This window comes from Pseudomonas sp. HS-18 (assembly GCF_020401845.1).
Lineage (GTDB): Bacteria > Pseudomonadota > Gammaproteobacteria > Pseudomonadales > Pseudomonadaceae > Pseudomonas > Pseudomonas nitroreducens.
This window is the reverse complement of record NZ_CP084414.1, coordinates 40741-58388: the sequence shown is the minus strand read 5'-3', so window position 1 is coordinate 58388 and position 17648 is coordinate 40741. Positions and strand designations below refer to the sequence as shown.

General features: G+C 54.9%; 21 protein-coding genes. 7 read left to right on the top strand and 14 right to left on the bottom strand.

From position 1 onward, the window contains the following. Positions 1-267 precede the first annotated feature (267 nt). Positions 268-720 carry a hypothetical protein gene (locus LDJ84_RS30435; protein WP_170859064.1) on the bottom strand — a complete coding sequence of 151 codons (453 nt, stop codon included), beginning with the start codon at positions 718-720 and terminating at the stop codon, positions 268-270. A gap of 105 nt (positions 721-825) precedes the next feature. Here LDJ84_RS30435 and LDJ84_RS30430 point away from each other — a divergent pair, with 105 nt between their 5' ends. Together LDJ84_RS30430 and LDJ84_RS30425 are read left to right on the top strand one after the other, a co-directional pair. Next, the gene (locus LDJ84_RS30430; RefSeq protein ID WP_170859065.1) at positions 826-1110 is read left to right on the top strand and encodes a helix-turn-helix domain-containing protein; all 285 of its coding nucleotides are present in this window, start codon (positions 826-828) and stop codon (positions 1108-1110) included. 184 nt (positions 1111-1294) lie between these two features. After that, a complete protein-coding gene (locus tag LDJ84_RS30425; protein ID WP_413247474.1) occupies positions 1295-1633 on the top strand; it encodes a hypothetical protein in 339 nt (112 codons plus the stop codon). A gap of 62 nt (positions 1634-1695) precedes the next feature. On the opposite strand, the gene LDJ84_RS30420 is transcribed toward LDJ84_RS30425, so the two are convergent. From LDJ84_RS30420 to ssb, 12 genes are all read right to left on the bottom strand, one after another. Then, entirely contained in the window at positions 1696-2094 is a 399-nt protein-coding gene (locus tag LDJ84_RS30420; RefSeq protein ID WP_226046641.1) for a hypothetical protein, read from the bottom strand. Between the two features lie 24 nt (positions 2095-2118). Continuing rightward, complete coding sequence (locus LDJ84_RS30415) at positions 2119-2424, bottom strand: hypothetical protein (RefSeq protein WP_226046640.1); 306 nt, start codon at positions 2422-2424, stop codon at positions 2119-2121. A gap of 62 nt (positions 2425-2486) precedes the next feature. After that, a complete protein-coding gene (locus LDJ84_RS30410; RefSeq protein ID WP_226046639.1) occupies positions 2487-2747 on the bottom strand; it encodes a hypothetical protein in 261 nt (86 codons plus the stop codon). Between the two features lie 130 nt (positions 2748-2877). Next, on the bottom strand, positions 2878-4185 hold the full coding sequence (locus LDJ84_RS30405) for a DUF1173 family protein (protein WP_226046638.1): 1308 nt from the start codon (positions 4183-4185) through the stop codon (positions 2878-2880). Positions 4186-4291: 106 nt separating this feature from the next. Next, positions 4292-4597, bottom strand: coding sequence for a hypothetical protein (locus LDJ84_RS30400; protein ID WP_226046637.1), 306 nt, complete (start codon positions 4595-4597; stop codon positions 4292-4294). Further along, positions 4578-5012 carry a hypothetical protein gene (locus tag LDJ84_RS30395; RefSeq protein ID WP_226046636.1) on the bottom strand — a complete coding sequence of 145 codons (435 nt, stop codon included), beginning with the start codon at positions 5010-5012 and terminating at the stop codon, positions 4578-4580. Before LDJ84_RS30395 ends, LDJ84_RS30400 begins: the two co-directional genes overlap by 20 nt. A gap of 826 nt (positions 5013-5838) precedes the next feature. Further along, the gene (locus LDJ84_RS30390; protein WP_226046635.1) at positions 5839-6081 is read right to left on the bottom strand and encodes a hypothetical protein; all 243 of its coding nucleotides are present in this window, start codon (positions 6079-6081) and stop codon (positions 5839-5841) included. After that, positions 6074-6487, bottom strand: a complete 414-nt coding sequence (locus tag LDJ84_RS30385; protein ID WP_226046634.1) for a hypothetical protein — start codon at positions 6485-6487, stop codon at positions 6074-6076. The genes LDJ84_RS30390 and LDJ84_RS30385 overlap by 8 nt, the downstream gene beginning before the upstream one ends. A gap of 134 nt (positions 6488-6621) precedes the next feature. Then, positions 6622-8124: a hypothetical protein gene (locus LDJ84_RS30380; protein ID WP_226046667.1), complete on the bottom strand. Its 1503-nt coding sequence runs from the start codon at positions 8122-8124 to the stop codon at positions 6622-6624. Between the two features lie 35 nt (positions 8125-8159). Next, positions 8160-8519 (bottom strand): hypothetical protein, encoded by a 360-nt coding sequence (locus LDJ84_RS30375; RefSeq protein ID WP_226046666.1) that lies wholly within the window; start codon positions 8517-8519, stop codon positions 8160-8162. A 584-nt stretch (positions 8520-9103) separates the two neighbouring features. Continuing rightward, the gene (locus tag LDJ84_RS30370) at positions 9104-10207 is read right to left on the bottom strand and encodes a recombinase RecT (protein WP_226046665.1); all 1104 of its coding nucleotides are present in this window, start codon (positions 10205-10207) and stop codon (positions 9104-9106) included. Between the two features lie 93 nt (positions 10208-10300). Next, complete coding sequence (gene ssb, locus LDJ84_RS30365; RefSeq protein ID WP_226046664.1) at positions 10301-10807, bottom strand: single-stranded DNA-binding protein; 507 nt, start codon at positions 10805-10807, stop codon at positions 10301-10303. Positions 10808-11208: 401 nt separating this feature from the next. Here ssb and LDJ84_RS30360 point away from each other — a divergent pair, with 401 nt between their 5' ends. The 5 genes from LDJ84_RS30360 to LDJ84_RS30340 all read left to right on the top strand — a co-directional run bounded on the left by LDJ84_RS30360 (position 11209) and on the right by LDJ84_RS30340 (position 14908). Next, a complete protein-coding gene (locus tag LDJ84_RS30360) occupies positions 11209-11796 on the top strand; it encodes a hypothetical protein (protein WP_226046663.1) in 588 nt (195 codons plus the stop codon). Positions 11797-11800: 4 nt separating this feature from the next. After that, the gene (locus LDJ84_RS30355; RefSeq protein WP_226046662.1) at positions 11801-12679 is read left to right on the top strand and encodes a DsbA family protein; all 879 of its coding nucleotides are present in this window, start codon (positions 11801-11803) and stop codon (positions 12677-12679) included. Continuing rightward, positions 12669-12947 (top strand): hypothetical protein, encoded by a 279-nt coding sequence (locus tag LDJ84_RS30350; RefSeq protein ID WP_226046661.1) that lies wholly within the window; start codon positions 12669-12671, stop codon positions 12945-12947. The genes LDJ84_RS30355 and LDJ84_RS30350 overlap by 11 nt, the downstream gene beginning before the upstream one ends. A gap of 156 nt (positions 12948-13103) precedes the next feature. Next, positions 13104-14015, top strand: coding sequence for a hypothetical protein (locus tag LDJ84_RS30345; protein ID WP_226046660.1), 912 nt, complete (start codon positions 13104-13106; stop codon positions 14013-14015). 113 nt (positions 14016-14128) lie between these two features. Next, a complete protein-coding gene (locus tag LDJ84_RS30340) occupies positions 14129-14908 on the top strand; it encodes a hypothetical protein (RefSeq protein WP_226046659.1) in 780 nt (259 codons plus the stop codon). A gap of 31 nt (positions 14909-14939) precedes the next feature. On the opposite strand, the gene traN is transcribed toward LDJ84_RS30340, so the two are convergent. Next, complete coding sequence (traN, locus tag LDJ84_RS30335; protein WP_024766030.1) at positions 14940-17642, bottom strand: conjugal transfer mating pair stabilization protein TraN; 2703 nt, start codon at positions 17640-17642, stop codon at positions 14940-14942. Between the last annotated feature and the right edge of the window lie 6 nt (positions 17643-17648).

Genomic DNA, 17648 nt, shown 5'->3' with positions numbered 1-17648 from the left:
CGGAATAGGCTCCGAAGAGGCAGAGCTTGGTCGAACGCTCAATGAAAGCTAGAACCTCCGGCGGCACTACGTTCGCTGCGTCTTGACGCCTGCTCGGCGGAAGGCTCCCGAGGTGCCGCAAGCATTCAGCTACCAGGTCCTCCAGGACGCAATCGCGTACGTTGAACTTCTGATCGACAACGAAGGTGATCGCTCGTTGGCAGGAAAAGAAGAGTGCCTGTCCGGTTCTGAAGGGCATTTCAGGGGCCTTGTCAGTCAGCGGGCAGATTACGAAGCGCGCTGGAGATGAACCTCGGCATCGAACACCATTGCTGTCGGAGTGCAAAACTCGGGGCGCTCAGACGTCGCCGTTAGATAGCTCTGCCCTCCTTCGACGCGAATGCTGTATCCGGCCATCTCGCCATGCCTGTCCACAACTTCACTAACTTCAAGCAGAGGCTCCATGAGCCAGTGGCCTGCTGAGTTCACAGCAGCAGGGGTGACGACCAAGGCCTCCTCAATCCAAAGCCTTTTGCCGATCTTCGCCACGAAATCCTGGAGCTCTTGGACGGTAGGGATGAGCATCATGCTGCGGTACGACGCCTTGCCATGCGCTCGAACTATTTGGAGATAGAACCAGGGCAGGATCAGGTCCTGCTCCACGAGAGACCAGAGCTGGTCCCCATTAGAGCCTCGAAGTAGCCCGCCGAAAAATTCCGATTTGCGGTTCGTCAGGAACACAGCAGGACCCTCCTAACCTTAATGAGAAGACGTCAATGAACAATATATTTTGTAGTCATATATTGTTCAATGCCGCTTCATCCTTCCTTTTTGTGGAATCACAAAATGGAAGTCAGAGAGGCATTCGGCAAAGCGTTGCGACTGGCACGAATTAAACGGGGGCTGACTCAAGAAGATTTCTCTGTGGTTAGCAGCCGTACCTTCGTGAGCTTGCTGGAGCGAGGAGCCACCGCTCCAACGATCGACAAGATCGAGGATCTATGCAACGTACTCGCCGTTCACCCAGCCACGCTGTTCGCCATCACTTACCTCATCAAGGAAGGCACCTTGGAAAGCCGAGAGAGGACACTGCAGCGCGTGATACAAGAGCTAGACGATCTCCTGAGCTGACGGCACTGAAACAGGCGCACCCCGCACATTTAGGACTCAGAATTTATGACAACCCCAAATATCATTGATCTGAAATTGTCTTACAAATCAGATTAATACATGATTATTTAGGATTTCCAGGATGCCCCTGGGGTAACTAACCTGGAGGTTTCCCCAAACGCTGCTGCTCGCGGTACAGGACGGCATGACCCCCGATGATGTGCGCGATCTTCTGAGCCCAGCAGTTGGCATATTCCTGGGTGGGTCCACCGAGTGGAAGCTGCAGACGATGGAGGCATGGGGTGTCCTGGCTCGCCGCCGCAACTGCTACTTCCACGTGGGGCGAGTGAATAGCGCGCGCCGAATCGCAATGTGCTCGGCCGCCGGCGCCAGCAGCTTCGACGGCACCAGCGTCACGCGATTCGCGAACACGCTACCGCGGCTTGACGCAGCGCTGAGCTTCGCCGGTGAGCAGAAGGATCTGTTCGATCTGAGCTGCCAGCATCTCCAGGAAACGCCGTTCGATTGCCGGTGGCCACTGTGAACGAAGAAGCCCGCTGACGCGGGCTTGGAGATTAGGGTGATGCAGTTGCCGCCAGACCTACCCTACGACGTGGGCCGTTTGAGCAGATGCTCGATGTCGACTTCGGCCTTGGACCTGCTGATGTGGGCCTTGGATTCGAGCGCAACCAACTCCTCTTCTCGCAACAGCTTCAGGGTTCTGCAAACCCTGAGGTAGGCCTGCGCCTCGATCGCGTAGCTGAGCCGATCTACTGGCGCCGAAGCCTCATTGATTTTGTCGAGCAGCGCCTGTGCTTGCTTGCGCGTGGAGTCAGCGAGGCGCTTCAGGTGCTCCAGCCGGGCCTCGCAAGCCTTGCAGCCTGGTGCAGGGGTGATGCGCCGCTGATACTGGCGCTCAAGCCGCATACGCGCGGCTGCCCACTCCTCACCTGGTCGGGCCTGCAGGCGTACAAACTCATCGTCGAAGGGAGGTGTATCTCTCATCGGGAACCTATCGAATCTGGTTCTTTAATCACGACTGCCCTGCAGCGCGATGTATGCCTCGGTGACCCGATCAAGCGACCGCGAAAGCAGGAACAGCGGGTGGCCAATCTCCTTTCGAATGAAAGAGGGCCCCTGGCCTCCCCCTCCCCCCACTACGAACAGCGCCTGCTCCGGCGTCAGCGAGGCCGCGTACGGGTCGCCCTGCAGCTGGAACTCGCTTTCCAGATTCCAGACCTCGACCTCCTCGGGCAGCACTCTCCACATCGCCGCCAGAAGCTGCGGAATCGACTGGCGCGCATGGTCACGGTTATCCGCGTCGACGAAAACCACCCGCTCGTCTTGGGAGCGATCGGGGTGCTCGCGCGAGTGTGCACTGCACATAGCCCTGAAAATCATGCTTTGGTAGACCTCTCGGGAAGGGGCAAACCGTTCAGCGCCGCTAGCTTTGTCCGCAATTTATCCAGGGCAGCAACCATCAGGTGGGCCTCACCGGGGCTGCCGGCGAATCTGCCGCACTCTTCGTATCCCAGCTGGGAAAGCAGCGAACCGAGAGCCTTTGCTTCATCGGCATCCCAGCTGCCGGCGCCAGCGTGGCCCACGGAAGTTTCGCCGACCAGGGCAACTGAGATGGAGATGTAGGGTTTTCCGCTCATCGTTGGTGTCCTTTCTGAGGATGGGCTGGATAGGTTGACCTGTACTGGCCGGAAGAATACACCCAGGGCCGCGGGCGCGGGCGATGCCGCCGGACAAGAAAATGCCCGCTTTCGCGGGCATTACTGCGGATTACTCGATATCGACTACAGATTCCGGCACTTCATACTCGGTTACCGCCGCGTTCTTATCCCGGTAATTGTTTACCCGCTCTGGGAAGGGAGCTATCGACTTTCCCTGCGGATCCTGGAATGCGTTCCAGTGCCACCACCCAGCTGGACCATACTCACCGTTGTACGCGCGAATCTTCCGCTGCCGGCGAGTACGGTACTCAGCAGTGTCCATGCCGAACACTTCCAAGGGAAACTGCGTGTTTCGCCCCATGTCCAGCAGCCAGAAATCAGGGAAAAATTCGTCCTCAGCTTCAAACCGCGGCGGCTTGAAGAAAGCGCGGCCTTCGGCATGAAGCTTTGCCTCGATCATGGCCTCGTAGCCGGAATCGAGGGGAATCATCCGATCGCTCACACGCATGAACGCCAGATCCAGGACATCCGAATAACGCCCTTCCTTCAGGTTCAACTGGGCAATCGCGATCACCCTATGCCCAGCCTTCCAGGCTGCAATCTCTGCGGCGAAGCTACGTTCAACGCGGCGCCGGACCTCAGCGCGAATGTCCATCGTGGGCATCCCGAAGGGACCCGCCAGCGGCAGTTGCCGTAGATCGTGGCGAGCCGAGTCGTACCGGGCAAGAGGCGCTACAGCGATCAGTCGTCGCTTGTGCGCGCGCGCGGCCGCGACTACATCGGCATTCTGGGCAGCGCGGGCAGTGCCCTTGCTGGCCGACACCACCAACACGTCGTGAACAGTCATTCGGCTAGCCCGAATCCGCTTCGCTGCTTCCGACACCCAATACGACACCGCGCCCGAAGTTCGCCTGCCTTCCATCAGGGGGTACCAGTTGGCCAGGCCTGCCTCCACCCACAGAAGCTGCAGCAGGCCAAGGAGCTTCATCGAAGGCTTTTTTGTTCCCGGTGCACGAGGAGATTGATCTTGCCCGTCGCCTGCAGGTGCCGTATCGCTGATCCGCAGGCCATGGGCCAAACGAATCCTCAGAGTGTTGTCCTCCGCCTCCTCAACCACGCCGACGTCGTAGCCCTGCAGGCCCGATCTATCTGCAGCTGGAGCGTAAAACCGGCAGTCGTTGGCGTGCTCCCATCCCGTCTTGGCGTACCGAGCAAGGTGGTAGCTGTCGCTGTCCTCGCGGTGCTTGACCGAGAGTTGGCGATCGCCTTTGCCCGGGCAGAGGCACGTAACAGCTGTCCCGTACGCTCGTTGCAAGGCCGACTTCCATCGCTCCAGATACTGCGCCTGGGTCTGGAACTCCACTGAGTAAACCTGCTCGGTGCTGTTCACTCGCACCTCATAGACCTTCTTCGACATTGTCACTCCATGAAATGGCTGGTTCGCCCCTCAGGCCGCGGGTGCCGCTAACACCTTGCCTCAAATCCCTTCTACGCGGCTAGCGCTGGGCCCGACGCTTCAGGTATCAACACAGATGCGGAATACCAATGGCGTCCCAGTCTGCAGCGCTTGGAGAAAAACCTCCCACCCATGGCCACGTAACGTTCAACTCCACCTCTTCCGAAGCAAAGACGCCAGTCGTGACATCCAGGTAGTCGATTTCCCAGACGTAGCGCCGTGAGCCGTCAGCGCCGGCGAGATAACCCAGCGCAACCATGTGGCGATAACCCTCAGGGGGCTCCGGCCGGCGCCAGCCTGGCAGCAGCTGAGCGTGGACTGGCGGATCCGCACGATCCACTCCTTTGTACAGATCAATGGCTGCGCTGAGCATGAGGCAACTCCTGGTTCGACGGCTGAGCGTTCAGGTAGTAGCGCCCGTCGTTGGAGGAAACATTCCAACTCGCCGGATCGGACAAGATCGGGCGAATGATGACGTGCATCCCAGGAAGGTCACGGACCAGGTCCTGAAACTCATCCCAATCGGGGAGTGGGTTCCGCCGGGCCAGAGGAGACAACGGTCCCCCTACGGTATCGACGATCAGCGAGCGCACACGACCAGGTGTTGGTGTGTGCATACGCGTGACGACATACGGGCCCAGCAAGCGAAGAAAGAACGCCCCTACACGCGGTAACGGCGCGCCGACGGAAAGACTGGGCTCTTCGGCGTCAAACCAGATTTGGTAGCTGCCCCAGGCCTGCTCGGTGAAGGGATCGAGGTCCAGTGGTCGATTGTCCTCGTTGTGCATCTCGAATACCTCGGTGAGTTATGCCGCCGCAATGGCGTTGGCCTGCAAAACCGGCCTGACGGACGGGCTGGTGCCAGCGTAGGGAGATATAAATCCGTGAGAAGCAGTTTCTCGACTGGATTTGTGGCGGAAACAGTCAGTCACTCTTGCAGCGCCCTACATAAGTGATCGAGATCGAGCGGGGTAACTTGGTCATTGATAGAGTCCCGCCTGGAGAGAAACTCTTAGCCGCTAAGAAACTACGTCCATTGTTCGGGAATAGATAATTCGCAGATACCGACAGTAGTCGGGCGCCAGGGCAAACCAACTGGAGGTAGCTCTGTGGGGAAATTCCATCGGCGAACGGTCGCTCCCCAGTCCATTCTGGCTCACCTGCACATAGTCCCTTGTGGTAACTCGTACCAGGGGGGCAAATCAAAAGCCTTCCGTCACTAACTGGAGCTGCGTCAGCATTCAAAGAGCGCAGGACGTCACTATCAGTAATTTGCTCAGAGGCTTCAGGGGCGGCGCTGAACAATGCAAGGATGAGACTCACACCAATTGAAAGGGTTTTCATTACAGCTCTACTCCTAACGGGGAATGCGCCTGCTGTAATCGAAGATGCCGACATGTTGAGTTGCCGCGATGGAGGACGATGATCGACCAACTGTTTAGGACGGCGGTCTGCAGATCGTAGGGTGAGCAAATGTGAGGGCGTGGCTTTTTCCTGCTCGTTTATTGCTGGAAAACTCCTTCCCCAAAACCGCCGAAGGTTATCCCCCGCGAGCCGAGTCGTTATCGATACACCAAAAGAATGGTCCCCGCCGATGGACGTCGGCCAGAGACTTCAAGTCGCCACGTCGATAGCGAGTTGCTCTATCTGCTCAACCGTCAGGTGACTGGTTAGGTTCAGTGCCGCGGTGATGCGCCTCGCCATTGCGTGCCGCTGCTCCGGGGACATGCTGTAGCAGTAGGTGGTGGTGGCCACACCGCCGCCCGCAGTGTTCTCCATCCCCTTGAAGCGAACGGAGCAGGCCCGGTACCCGCCATGTTGGGTGTACAGCCGGCCAACGAAGTCGACCTCAGCCATGCTTCCCAACCTCTGGACATCCAGGAAGTGCCAGCAGCTCAGCGGCACGAAGAGAGAGCTGGTTGCCGTTGACCATTCTCCCGGCCAGACCTAAGCACTGCCCGATGAACGTCCGCCATTGCTCGGCCACAACAGCGCTGCCACGCAAGTCTGCCAGCAGGCTCGCCACGCCGTGTTGCCACTCATCGCCATCAAAGCCGGCAACGAAGTGCTCTGCCTGGAACAACACGTGGGATACGGGGTTGCTGGAAATTCCTCCAGCGAAATGTTGACCCCACGCTTCCTCGGCATTGCCGATCAAGGCCATGAGCGAGGTGTGAGCGATGTGTGATCGCGGGATACCTGCCGTTGCAAGTTGCTCAAGGGCCAACAGCAGGCCGGGGAGATGGAGTGCACTGATTTTCATTGGTACGACTCGATAGGGATGAGAGTTCAATCTATCGAGGAGGACTGGAATCCCAAGCGATCAAGTCGTACCGGAATCTGTAGTCGAAATAGCTAGATCGACTACAGATTCCGGCTTTCACATTTAGTAAAGACCTAGGCTTGGGTACTGCTCACATAACGTTCTGCATCAGAGATCACACGATCGAGTTCGCTGTTGAGATACGTGCCACTCGCCCGGTCGGTCTGCTCTTTGTATTTGGAAAAAAGGAATGGCGCCATCTGCCAGTCGATATGTTCAGAATCACATTTCTTGCCCATGACCTGGACAATACCTACTTCGCTCATCACTTGAATTGCGGTCTCGAACTCATCAATTGACATGACGGTGAACGGATGTTCTGTCAATAAATATTCTGGCAACGCTGCATCAATCAGACGCTGTATTACCTTCTGCTCCAAGACTCCCCGTGCGTTGGGATTGCAAAGATGCCACTCAGTCAAAGTCACAATCACCGGGAATATTTTTCTCCCATTAACACTGTAACCAGTTAACCCTGATTTAATATCCAGCAGATTCTTATAGTTTTGAACAATGAATTTAGCAAGCTTCGACATCTCTTCGTCGACTGCTGTAGTATCCAATTCATACTTCGCGCGAAGATTTAATCTCTTTGCTTTGGACTCAACTAGCAACACGGCATCACTATCAGAAACTGCCCAATCCGAACCGTCTTTCCGTGACTTCCCTACTTTGTATGGAGCAAGCTTTTCGACTACCAGGCGTTTCGAACTCAGCTCAGAGGCAATCTCACCCACATAGTTTTCATACGCTGATCCATAAATATTCTCGAAACCTGGAACTTCCGTAATGTCATAATAAAGCCCATCCGATATTCTCTCCAACAGAAAACGAGGAATTGGGCAAAATGCTATGTTCGGATTGTTAGGCAAAATTACCATTGGTGTTTTTCGAAGCGGATTTATTGTATAAGACCAGTTGCCATTATACTCTTGTACCTCCCGCGTTCTCTCGCGGAGGCTATCTAATGGATACATTACCTTAGCAAAGAATATATCTCGGAGAGTATCGCCAACTCCTACTGAAGCATAACTTTGCTTCAGGTCAAGATACGGCTGCCTCATTAATGTTCCCGCCATAGCGATACCCATTAGATAGTAATGCGACACCGAAAGACCAGTTCTTAGAACCAACAATTTATTAAGATCTTCGTCCCTGAAAATTCGAAGCAACCGAGACAGCTTAATTTGAACCGGAGCCTGCCACGGAAATTGCTGCTGAGCCAATCTATGCAGCTCATGCAAGAGGTCATTACCAGGGGCAATGGAAGTCTGTTTACCATGAATAGATCGAATCAGGTTTACAGCTGCGGCAACACTTCCAATTTTATATAGATCTTTTCCGTCCCTTGAGACATCTCCAGCATTCAGGACAACCTCACGAGCGAGAATATCCAATTCCCACGGATGAACAACTCCTTCCAAAGATGCACGCCCCGTAGGATTTATTTTGCTGAACTCATAAGAAAGCGCCCGCCCATGATCAATGTTTTCGCTGTAATGCCACAGCGCGATTAGCGATCTTTGAATTTCAAGTTTCTGCATTAAATTGCGCAGCGGTTTGTAATGATGATACATCCCTTCTCCTAACGTACTTCGCTGCGCGACACGGGTTAGACAAACCTCATCCGCTGAGCTTCGAAAGTGATCCTGTTCAAGAGGCAGTACCCAGCTGGGTAGCCTTGAACGAAATCAGACTTCAATCCTGATTCGCTCTGGATCATGCAAGCTTCGACGTTGAATGAAAATCCTGCGGAAGAATATTTCTGCGAGTTGATGCGGCAGGTGGTGCCCACGAAGCTCGCGCCCTCAATCTCAGACCACAGCAGATGAATGCCTTCAGCGAACAGACCCTCGGCGGTGACGCTGAACATCCTCATCACCCGACCAGTTTGTGGCACCAGAGAGAAGAACTCCCCGTTGGGTAGTATCGGGGGAAAGTACTTCCCCCCTTTCAGCTTGCGGAACTCCAAATCCTTACTCCGGTTGAATTGCTTTCCCTCGCCCCCCAGTGGGAGCCAGAGGAGGTAAGCCGACGCATCACATTCCTACCTGGCGCATGAGTCCTGAGCACTGGCAGCCCCACACCAATTATCCGCTGCGTATCCGAAACCCAAGCCCGAAAGCGTGGGTCGTGGTTCGAAGGAAAACCGGCCTCAAGTTGTTCTTCGCTTCGCGACACGGTGTCAGTCACAGTCAGAATTCCATCTCTTATCTATGGAAGTCTGGGCTTTCATTTCGCATAGCAGCATGGGTTAAAACACCTGCTTATGGCTGATGCCTCCAGATATGGCTGACACCTAGTGCCCCGGCACGGACCCCTAGGTGCGCATGGGATTTCCTTTTCAGAAGTTCAACACCTGAAAAGGCAGCGCTCCCGAAGGGGGCGAATGCCCCCTCAGGGTGGGTTTTTCCTGGCGCCTTACGGCAGCAGCAGGGTCAGGATCAGCTTGATGATGTCGAGCATGATGCTTCCTCAGTTTTGCCAGAGTCGCCCGCTAGGGAGCTCCCTGGCGGGTTGGTTGACTCGGCGTGCCCGGAGGCGGTCGAGGATGAGTTATTCGCACTGGGAGGCGACGGCATAGGCTTCAGCTCGCGCTGCGTTGATTTGCGTCTCCGCGTAATTGCGAGCATCTACCGGCCAGGTCGACACATACTCCAACGCTGCATTCCAGGCCCCTGAAAGGCCCGCGCGGCGGACCAGTTCAGCAACTTTCTTGAGCGTTCTTTCCGGGAAGTTAGGTGCGGGCACGGCTTCGCTATCAGCCGCTAGCAACTCCCCCTCAACCAACACAGCTTCCGGTGCCGGCTGAAGCTCAGCTGCAAGTACGGCGGCCGGCTCGGTGTCCACCCGGCCAGGCTGCAGACCTTCCTCTTTCGAGGTAGGTAGCGGCTCAATCGGATCGACAACCTGCGCATTCCCCATGAAGCGCTCGATCGCCGACACAGACACGCCGGTGGTAGCGAATCCCTCGCCACCATCGGTGTTGAGGTACTCAATTACCTTGTCCAGCTTCCCACCAGCGAACGGCCAATACTTGCGGGCAATCTTGATCGCCGATTTCTTCTGCATCGAGCTTTCATAGTTCACCCATGGACCTTTCTTTTTTCTCCGCCACAGGTCTGAGGCCTCTCTTGCAGCGTGGATCTCCTTGAGGGTCACAACTTCGACGTGGAACCGACCATCAGGGAGTTCCGCTTCGACATAGCAACCCAAGAGTTCTCCTCGCTCCTCCAGGGGGGCAAATGGTTTGCACTTAAATATCGGCTGTTTGCGCTTACCGAGGTATTCGAACACATCGTTCGAATACACCAGCTCGACATTAGCATCTTTAATTGCGCCATCATTCACGGCGACCTTAATCATGCCTCGCCAGGAAACATCGAGGACGACTTGCCCATCACGAGGAACCAGATAGGCCAGTTGCCGTGAAGGATCCAGTGTCAATCCCGACGCAGCAACTTGCGCAAACGCGTTACGAAGTGACAGCTTGTTTTGGATTGCAGCATTGCAGAGATAATCGTTATTCATCATTGCTTGAGCTGCATAAAGCAACTCATTCTGAAATACGACATCCGAATTGCTCAGCTTGGCAATCGACTTAAACTTATCTTCCTGCTTTGCAATTACAGCCAAAGCGTTTTGAAGTTGTTCGCTCATGAGATTTCCTTTTATAAAAATAACGCACCCGAAGGTGCGTCTTTCCTGAACAGTTCCGAATTCAGCTAATCAACAGCAAGCAGCGGCTGCGGTTCAGAACGGAATGTCGTCATCGAACGAGTCGTAATCCGGAGCTGGCTGCGGTGCCGGCTGCGGTGCCGATTGTTGCGGTCGCTGTGGCGGGCGCTGCGTGGCGTGGCTCGCTGGTCGTTGCTGACTCTGAGCTTGTTGCTGCCCATCGTCTTGACGATTTCGGTTACCACCAAGCAGTTGCATTTCGCCGTTGATGTCCACAACCACTTCCGTGGTGTAGCGATCCTGGCCGTCTTGCGCTTGCCACTTACGAGTTCTCATCGATCCTTCAACGTAGATCTGAGAGCCTTTTTTTACGTATTCCGCTACGACATCAGCAAGTCGACCGAAAAACACCACTCGGTGCCATTCGGTGCGCTCCTGCTGTTGCCCAGTTTGCTTGTCCTTCCAGCTTTCACTGGTGGCGAGCGTTACATTGGCAACTGCATTGCCATTGGGCATGTAGCGAATTTCTGGATCGGCGCCAATGTTGCCAACCAGAATTACCTTATTTACTCCGCGAGCCATAGTTTTCTCCATATCAAGAGAACTAAGGGCGGCATGATCCCGTAAGGGCATGTCGCCCCTAGGGGGTTTTTGAGAGGTTTTTGGTTGTATTTGTAAATCGGCCAACAAGCCGACCATGTGCAAAGAGCACATGACTAAACCTAAACGCTCAAGCGATTAGATTTAATTAGAGAATTCTGCTGGTCATGCGGCGAGCACTTGGTGTGCCGCAGAGGGTGGCCAGGAAGGCCGAAGATGCTTTTAACGCCATGCAGGCGTGCCGCAAGTCTGCAACAGCCGGTATCGATCTGCAAGATAGCGGGGTCGGCATCTTTTTTTCCGGCCAATTTGTTGCGTGAAAAAGCGAACCCTCACCGTCAGCGGCTCGGACAATTTCAACAAATTGATCCCGAGGATCCACCATGCCCAACTGGAAGTTCACCGGCCGATTTGGCCTCTACGCGGGACTGCTCCTTTCCGCGTCCTGTACGCACCAGCCACCGGCTGACAAAGCCGAGCAATTGCCGCTCGGCGTTCCGTATGTAGTCGAAAGCTACGGCCCTGACTTTCGCGATCACTACACCAGCTGGGGTCATGCGGGCCGCGGTGGCGCCGCGCTTCGAGAACCTACCTACCAGCCAGTCCTGGGAAGCAAGGACGTGCTCGACACCCGGAACGGCAAACTCTATCCGGAGCTTCAGCCGCAGCCGAAAGCATCCCACCAGCCGATGGTGGCCGTGCCCCCCGGCCTGGTGGCAGCCAACTGCGCCGAGAACAACGGTGTCGCCCAGACCTTCGCTCTAGGCACACCAGCAGGGGGGAAGTTCATCACCACGCTGGCCAACGGAAAAGGCACCGTCAACGAGTACGTGCAGGTCCGCAACAAGCTCTGCCGCGGCACCGAACGGCTCACCTATGACGAATGGCTGATCCTGGTAAACGGCACACCCAAGGACTTGCCGGTGCGCCTGCAGGCTCCCTCCCGCCCATCTACCCCTCAATGGAAGTGAAACGATGTCCAATTCGAACCTGACCGGCCATATCGCGATCACTGTGCTTGGTGTGGCAGTAGCGGTCGGCGTGTCCTTCATGCTGAACGCGCGTTACACAGACGCCTATGTCGCCACTCAACTGGTAGAGAAGCTTCCAGGCCAAGTCGATAAAACCTTGGAGTTACGGGAGTCGAAGGTCATGGCGGCGCAGCGCGATCGAATCCTTGCGGGCTGGACCGCCGCCAAGAACGCCGACATGAAGGATGGCCGCCACGTTTACGGCAACCCCCAGGCCGAGTTCACGCTGGTCGAATTCAGCGATTTGGAGTGCCCTTTCTGTCAGCGTTTCCATGACACCCCCAAGCGAATCGCCGACGGCTCCAACGGCCAGATCAACTGGGAATGGCAGCACTACCCTCTGCAGTTCCACGATCCGGCAGCTAATGCAGCCGCCGTAGCAGCCGAGTGCATAGGCGAGCAGGTCGGAAACCAGGCTTTCTGGGCATTCACCGGCGAGTACTTCAGCCATACCCAGCTGAACGGCCAAGGCCCCGAAGACCTCGAGAAGATAGCGCTGTCGGTCGGCGCTCAGCCGGACCCGCTGCGTAGCTGCATGAGCAGCGGCAAGTACGACGAGAAGATCCAGAAGCAAATCAGCCGCGGTACTTCACTGGGTGTCACTGGCACGCCGGCGACGGTGGTGGTGGACAACACCACTGGCAAGCACCTGATCGTGAAGGGGGCGCAGCCGGCGCAATCGTTCCGCGCCGCGATCGCGCAGCTGGTCGCTATGCGCAACGAAGCTCCCGACCAGGAAGGTCTGCCGCCACCGGAACAATCCCCCGCAACCATGCCAGCCCCGATCAAGCCCTTGGACCTCGGAGGTGCGCATGAGCAGTAGCCACGCCCCTCTCGAAGATGCCTCGATTCGCCGCCTGGCAGACCTTTTGGAGCAGGGCACTGAGCGTGAGCGAGTGTTTGCCCGCCTGCGGGCGGCGGAAAGCTGGTGGGCCGTAGGGGATATCCTCCAGCAATACGGTCTCAGCGTGATCGGGAACGATGGCGAACTGTTCGCGGTGAACTTCGAGCGACGTGAGTTCTTCGCTCTGGCTGACTGCGGGCACAACATGCAAGTCTTCGAGGAAAGGCTGGGCCCATACTCCAACTAAAATAATCTTGACGTTAGAAAAACGCCGCATATGCGGCGTTTTTCATTCTAATCGCTCTTATATATTTTAAGCAAAATAGCAAAATCTGATAACCATCAGCTGCTTCCCAGCTTTAATTACTCCGACAAGGGCAATTACAACAGCACGGAGAAACTCATGGACATCCAGACAAAGCTAACAAGCCTTTCAGCCTTTGGTGTAAATTTTGATGAGGAAAAGATAAAACCATTTATGTCTGTAGCACTCACAGAGGTTGGGGAAAGAATTGAAGGGAAGATATACAAGCTCGAAAATGCAATTAAAACACTTTTGAATCGAGAAGGTAAGTACGGAGCATTTGAGAACTTCTACGGCGCCACTTCACAACTACCAAGTATCGCTGATCTAACCGACTTGGACAATCCAATAGAATGGATAAGAAAAAATCGTGAAGAGCGCTATCAAAGGTGCTTCGATGTAGCTCACTTCTATGCAAATGGTGGCGCATGGAATTACATTATTGGAGATATCGTCAGGCCACTAGACGAAGACCTACCATTAGTTATCGAATTGGTTCCGCGAATAATCGACCTCCACCCTAGCCAAATACAAGCTGCAGATTTTCCGGCCGGCTCACTGCCAACATTAATAAAGATAACAGACGCATTAAGAATTGCGATCTTCAAGCTCTCCGCACAACTACCAAACGATGTCACTCCAGATGGTGTTGGAGATGAACCAGGAGATATCTCAGACTGGGCTAACGCCGCTAAAGAAAAGCTGAGCGCCAACTTAAAAGTACTTTTAGAGAAGCCAACAACAGATGAGAGACTCGTAGCTGGGAGGACAACCGAGGTAGCCATACTTGTAATCGTAGGCGCCTACCGACTATATGCAATGATAAAGCCAGTTATAGAAACTATTGTGTATTTCATGGAGAGAGAGGCTGAAGAGCAGAGGAAACAAGTAGAAGCTCGCAAAAGGGAATACGAAAGAGAATTCGGTCCTATGCCAAGCGAAATACCTCACGCCTCTGACCACGTGGACTCTTACGAGCACAACAAAGATATTTTATCTCGGACAGTATAGAAGATTTACCTTGCTACTTGGGATGTGGAGGAGAAGTCTCGAAGCTACACAGCGACTCACATCACCGGTATTCTGCCGGTCTCCATGGAGTCCAAGATCAAGGAGTATTCTCAATGGCTCAGCGTCTAATCATCGCCGGCATCCTTGCAGCCTTAGCGGGCTGCGCGTCAGCGCCTAGTCAACCACCTCTGCCAGATCCCCAGACGGTCCCACGGCAGCAATGGTCTGATGCTCTCACCATATTCGATGGCATGGGGCTCAGGGGCCAACGAGACATTCCTAAAGAGATGGTGGACCAAGCCCAAGGACAAAGCCAAGCAGTGAACGTCAGCGCCGGCGCAGGTGATCTGGCTGTGGGCCCATCGGCCGGCCTTGGGCTCGGGCTATTCCTCCTGGGTGGCGGCGGCTCGCCCGCAGAAGGCCTTCCCCAGATCGCTGCCTGGGTCCCTGCAGAGCTTGCGTCGACACCAGAAGCAGCAACAGCACTTGTGGCCAAAGAGTGGGAGCAGGCTCGCCAGCGCGTCTTTAAAACTGACCTGGCCTCGATCCCGACCACTACGGCGAAATATCCCTATGGCTGGAGCGCCAAGATCGCTTATGCAAGCATGAAGGAATACTACCTGGGACAGCCTCTGCAGCTTGATAAGGGCCCGGTTCCAGGCCCAGCATTCATGAAAAACCGACAGGTCTACGGTCCGGTGTTCGTTTTCCCGACGCAGCTTCCTGTGGATGAAGGCCGGCACAATCTTACGGCGCCACAAGCTATGGCTGAGCTTGCAAAGAATCTCCCGGACTGGTTCTACCTTTACTATCCCGGTTCCAAGTATTCCAAAGAAGTACTGCCAGCTGGCGTTTTCAATGGCACACAGACCTTACGGTTCGTGAGCAAGTGAATGAAAAAAGCCCCGCTCTGCGGGGCTTTTTTTACTTTACCGGCTGCATTTGTTGAGCTGCATTCTTCTTCACCGAATCAACATCCACATCTTTCAACCGCTCTACGTTGCGCTCAACCGTATCAGCGCGCCCCGCGCCTTCATTGAAGATACCGTTCAACTCACTTCCATTACCTGTCAAGTTCGTGAGGGTCACTGAGTTTACTGTGGGAAGGTTCCCAGTGATGCTCAGCATTCCGATCCATTCAGAGAGGTCTATTTTAGACCAATCGAGTTGCTGAAGCTGCGCAGGAGTTAGGCCTTCGCAACTTGGACTCTCAGCCTCGCCAAAATTCAAACCTAGCTGCTTGCGCCCTTGCTCTTGGATAATTCGTCCCACTACCGATCCAAAACAGCAATATGCATCACGCTTTTCGATGCACCCCCCAATCGACTTGCTTGCACAATAGCTTCCTACGAATGTGCATTGTCTAGTCTCATTCTTAGCGCCAAGTTCGAATTCTTTCGGCTCGCACTCCCAAATAATATGAATCAACATGTCCGTGATCACATAAACGGTGTAAATCCAACCGATGATGTTTACGACCATTGCTGCTTGGCTGGTCAGCCCAGAAACAGCTCCGTCCGAACCTGTTTGGAAAACCGCGCTCGCTGCGTTGGCGGCGCCCATCTGTACCATGCCATCGTAGGCCCATTGCATCAGCTGCTGCTGCAGGACACCAATCGTCGCGTTGCCGGCCATCTCGCTACTGAATGCACCGGTCGCTGAGTCAACGATGCTCCCCCACTGGCCCTTGATCAGCGCACCAGCTCCAGCCTCAAGAGCAGCTCCACCGGCCTGCCAGTAGCCAGGCGCAAACAGGCTTCCAGTGCGGTTCAAAGCCTCCACAGATGAAGCCATTTTCAGCGATGCCATGGTGAGGTTCACATAGTCCATGAGGCTCACGCCGCTGGGGGCTTCACAGCAGTCCACGTAGCCGCCCAATGCTTTCTTGCACTCCATGGCTTCGCCACCAAAGATTTTGCAATCAAGGCTATCGGGGGAAGCACAAGTCATGTCCTGCTCCGCGAACTGGGTGACTTGCAGCATTGCAACTGCATAGGCGAAATCACCACTCTTGGTATTCGACGTATCGAAGCATTCGCTTCCCATGCAGCGAGCTCCCCCCGGGCACTCGATCTTTTGGCCGGTGTTCACCACAGTCGGTACCGAAACGTCGTAACCGCAGTCCCAGGTTTCGTTGTAGACGTAACATGTCCCTTTCGAACCACTAGCGCCTTGAACACACGATTGGCTAACAAAGCCGCAGGAACTGTTCTGCTCGAAGCTGGTGCAACTATCCAAACTCGATCCATCGTTGTACGGGCATTGGGTCTTACCCTGCGCGTCCACATAGCAGTCCATTTGGCCTACGTTGTAATCACACTGCAGGGCAGATACGTGGACCTTAGTTGCCAAGCGATCAACATTCGGAATGGGAGGCGACTGCAGCTTCTGGTAAATCGGATCGCCAGGGCAGACGTCGAAGCCGGATAGGTTCACACAGCTATTCGAATCGCCGCTGCTGCCGGCGGTTGTGCTATAGGACCCCGTACAGAACTCCTCAAGCGTTGCAGTAGCCGCGGCAAGGCAATCTTGTGGTGTCCAATAGTCTTCGACAACAACCAGGAACTGGGCCATTTTGTAGAGCCCGGTTGCTGAGAAACTATTGGCAATCCAGATGCCGAGTGCTTTCACACTTCCGTTGTCGTGGAAAACATACGACGTAACGCCTAACGACGCCATTTTTTGAATAAGCTCAGCGCCCCCACCGCCAGCACCATCTTTGTTGCCGATAAATACTATTACTTTCTGAACGTCACTTCGCCAAGTGAAAGTGTCCAAGACATAGTTTGCAGCGGCTACGTTGTAGGTGTCACCGGAGGTGGTCCCCACTCCATTTATCCATGACTGGAAGGAATTTGTATCGTCGGTCAAATCGATATGCCGCGAAACATAGTCAGTACCTCTGGTAAGTGCCCCACCAATTCTAAGATCACCTGAATTAGTTGATCCGAGCAAAATTGCCAGGTTACTGATTGAGCTGCGAAGCTCTGAGATGACTCCACCCATTGAGCCAGAGTTATCGACAAGGAACACCAAGTCAACTGGACCGGCTTTCACTTTAACCTCATGGCTGATATCGCAGTTTCCTTGAGGCTTTACCAAGCGCTCGCAAGTCTTATAGCTTGCAATGTGAGACTTAATCGTTGTATCAGCAAACTGATCGGTTTTTTTGCAATCGGCAAAGTTCTGTTGGAATGCCTGCATGTAATCGCTCGATCGGACAGAGTCAGCATTCGAGTAGATCGGGTCTTTCGAAAGGTCGGGTTGAACCCTACGTGACGAGTCCTGAAGTAGGCGATAGGCATCCCCTGTGGTGCCGGAGTCACTGGCGAGCTGAGTATTCGCCTTCTGGCCGAGATCGATCGTGTGCGCATCACTCCCATAAACGCCTTCCAGGGACTGGGTGTTCCCATCCTGGTAGCCGGAGAAGATATCCTTCAGTGTTGCCGATCCGGTGGATCCGCTGAAGACGCTGATGCCCTGCTTTCCAACATCCTGGCCAGCACTGGACCCTGCTGAAACAGCGTCGGCCCAGGCGCTGAAGGCAGTCATGTTGAGGTAAAGCCCCACCACAACCGTACTGACCGCACGGATCAGCGATTGGCGGGCGCGGAATGGGTTTGGCATGGGCGA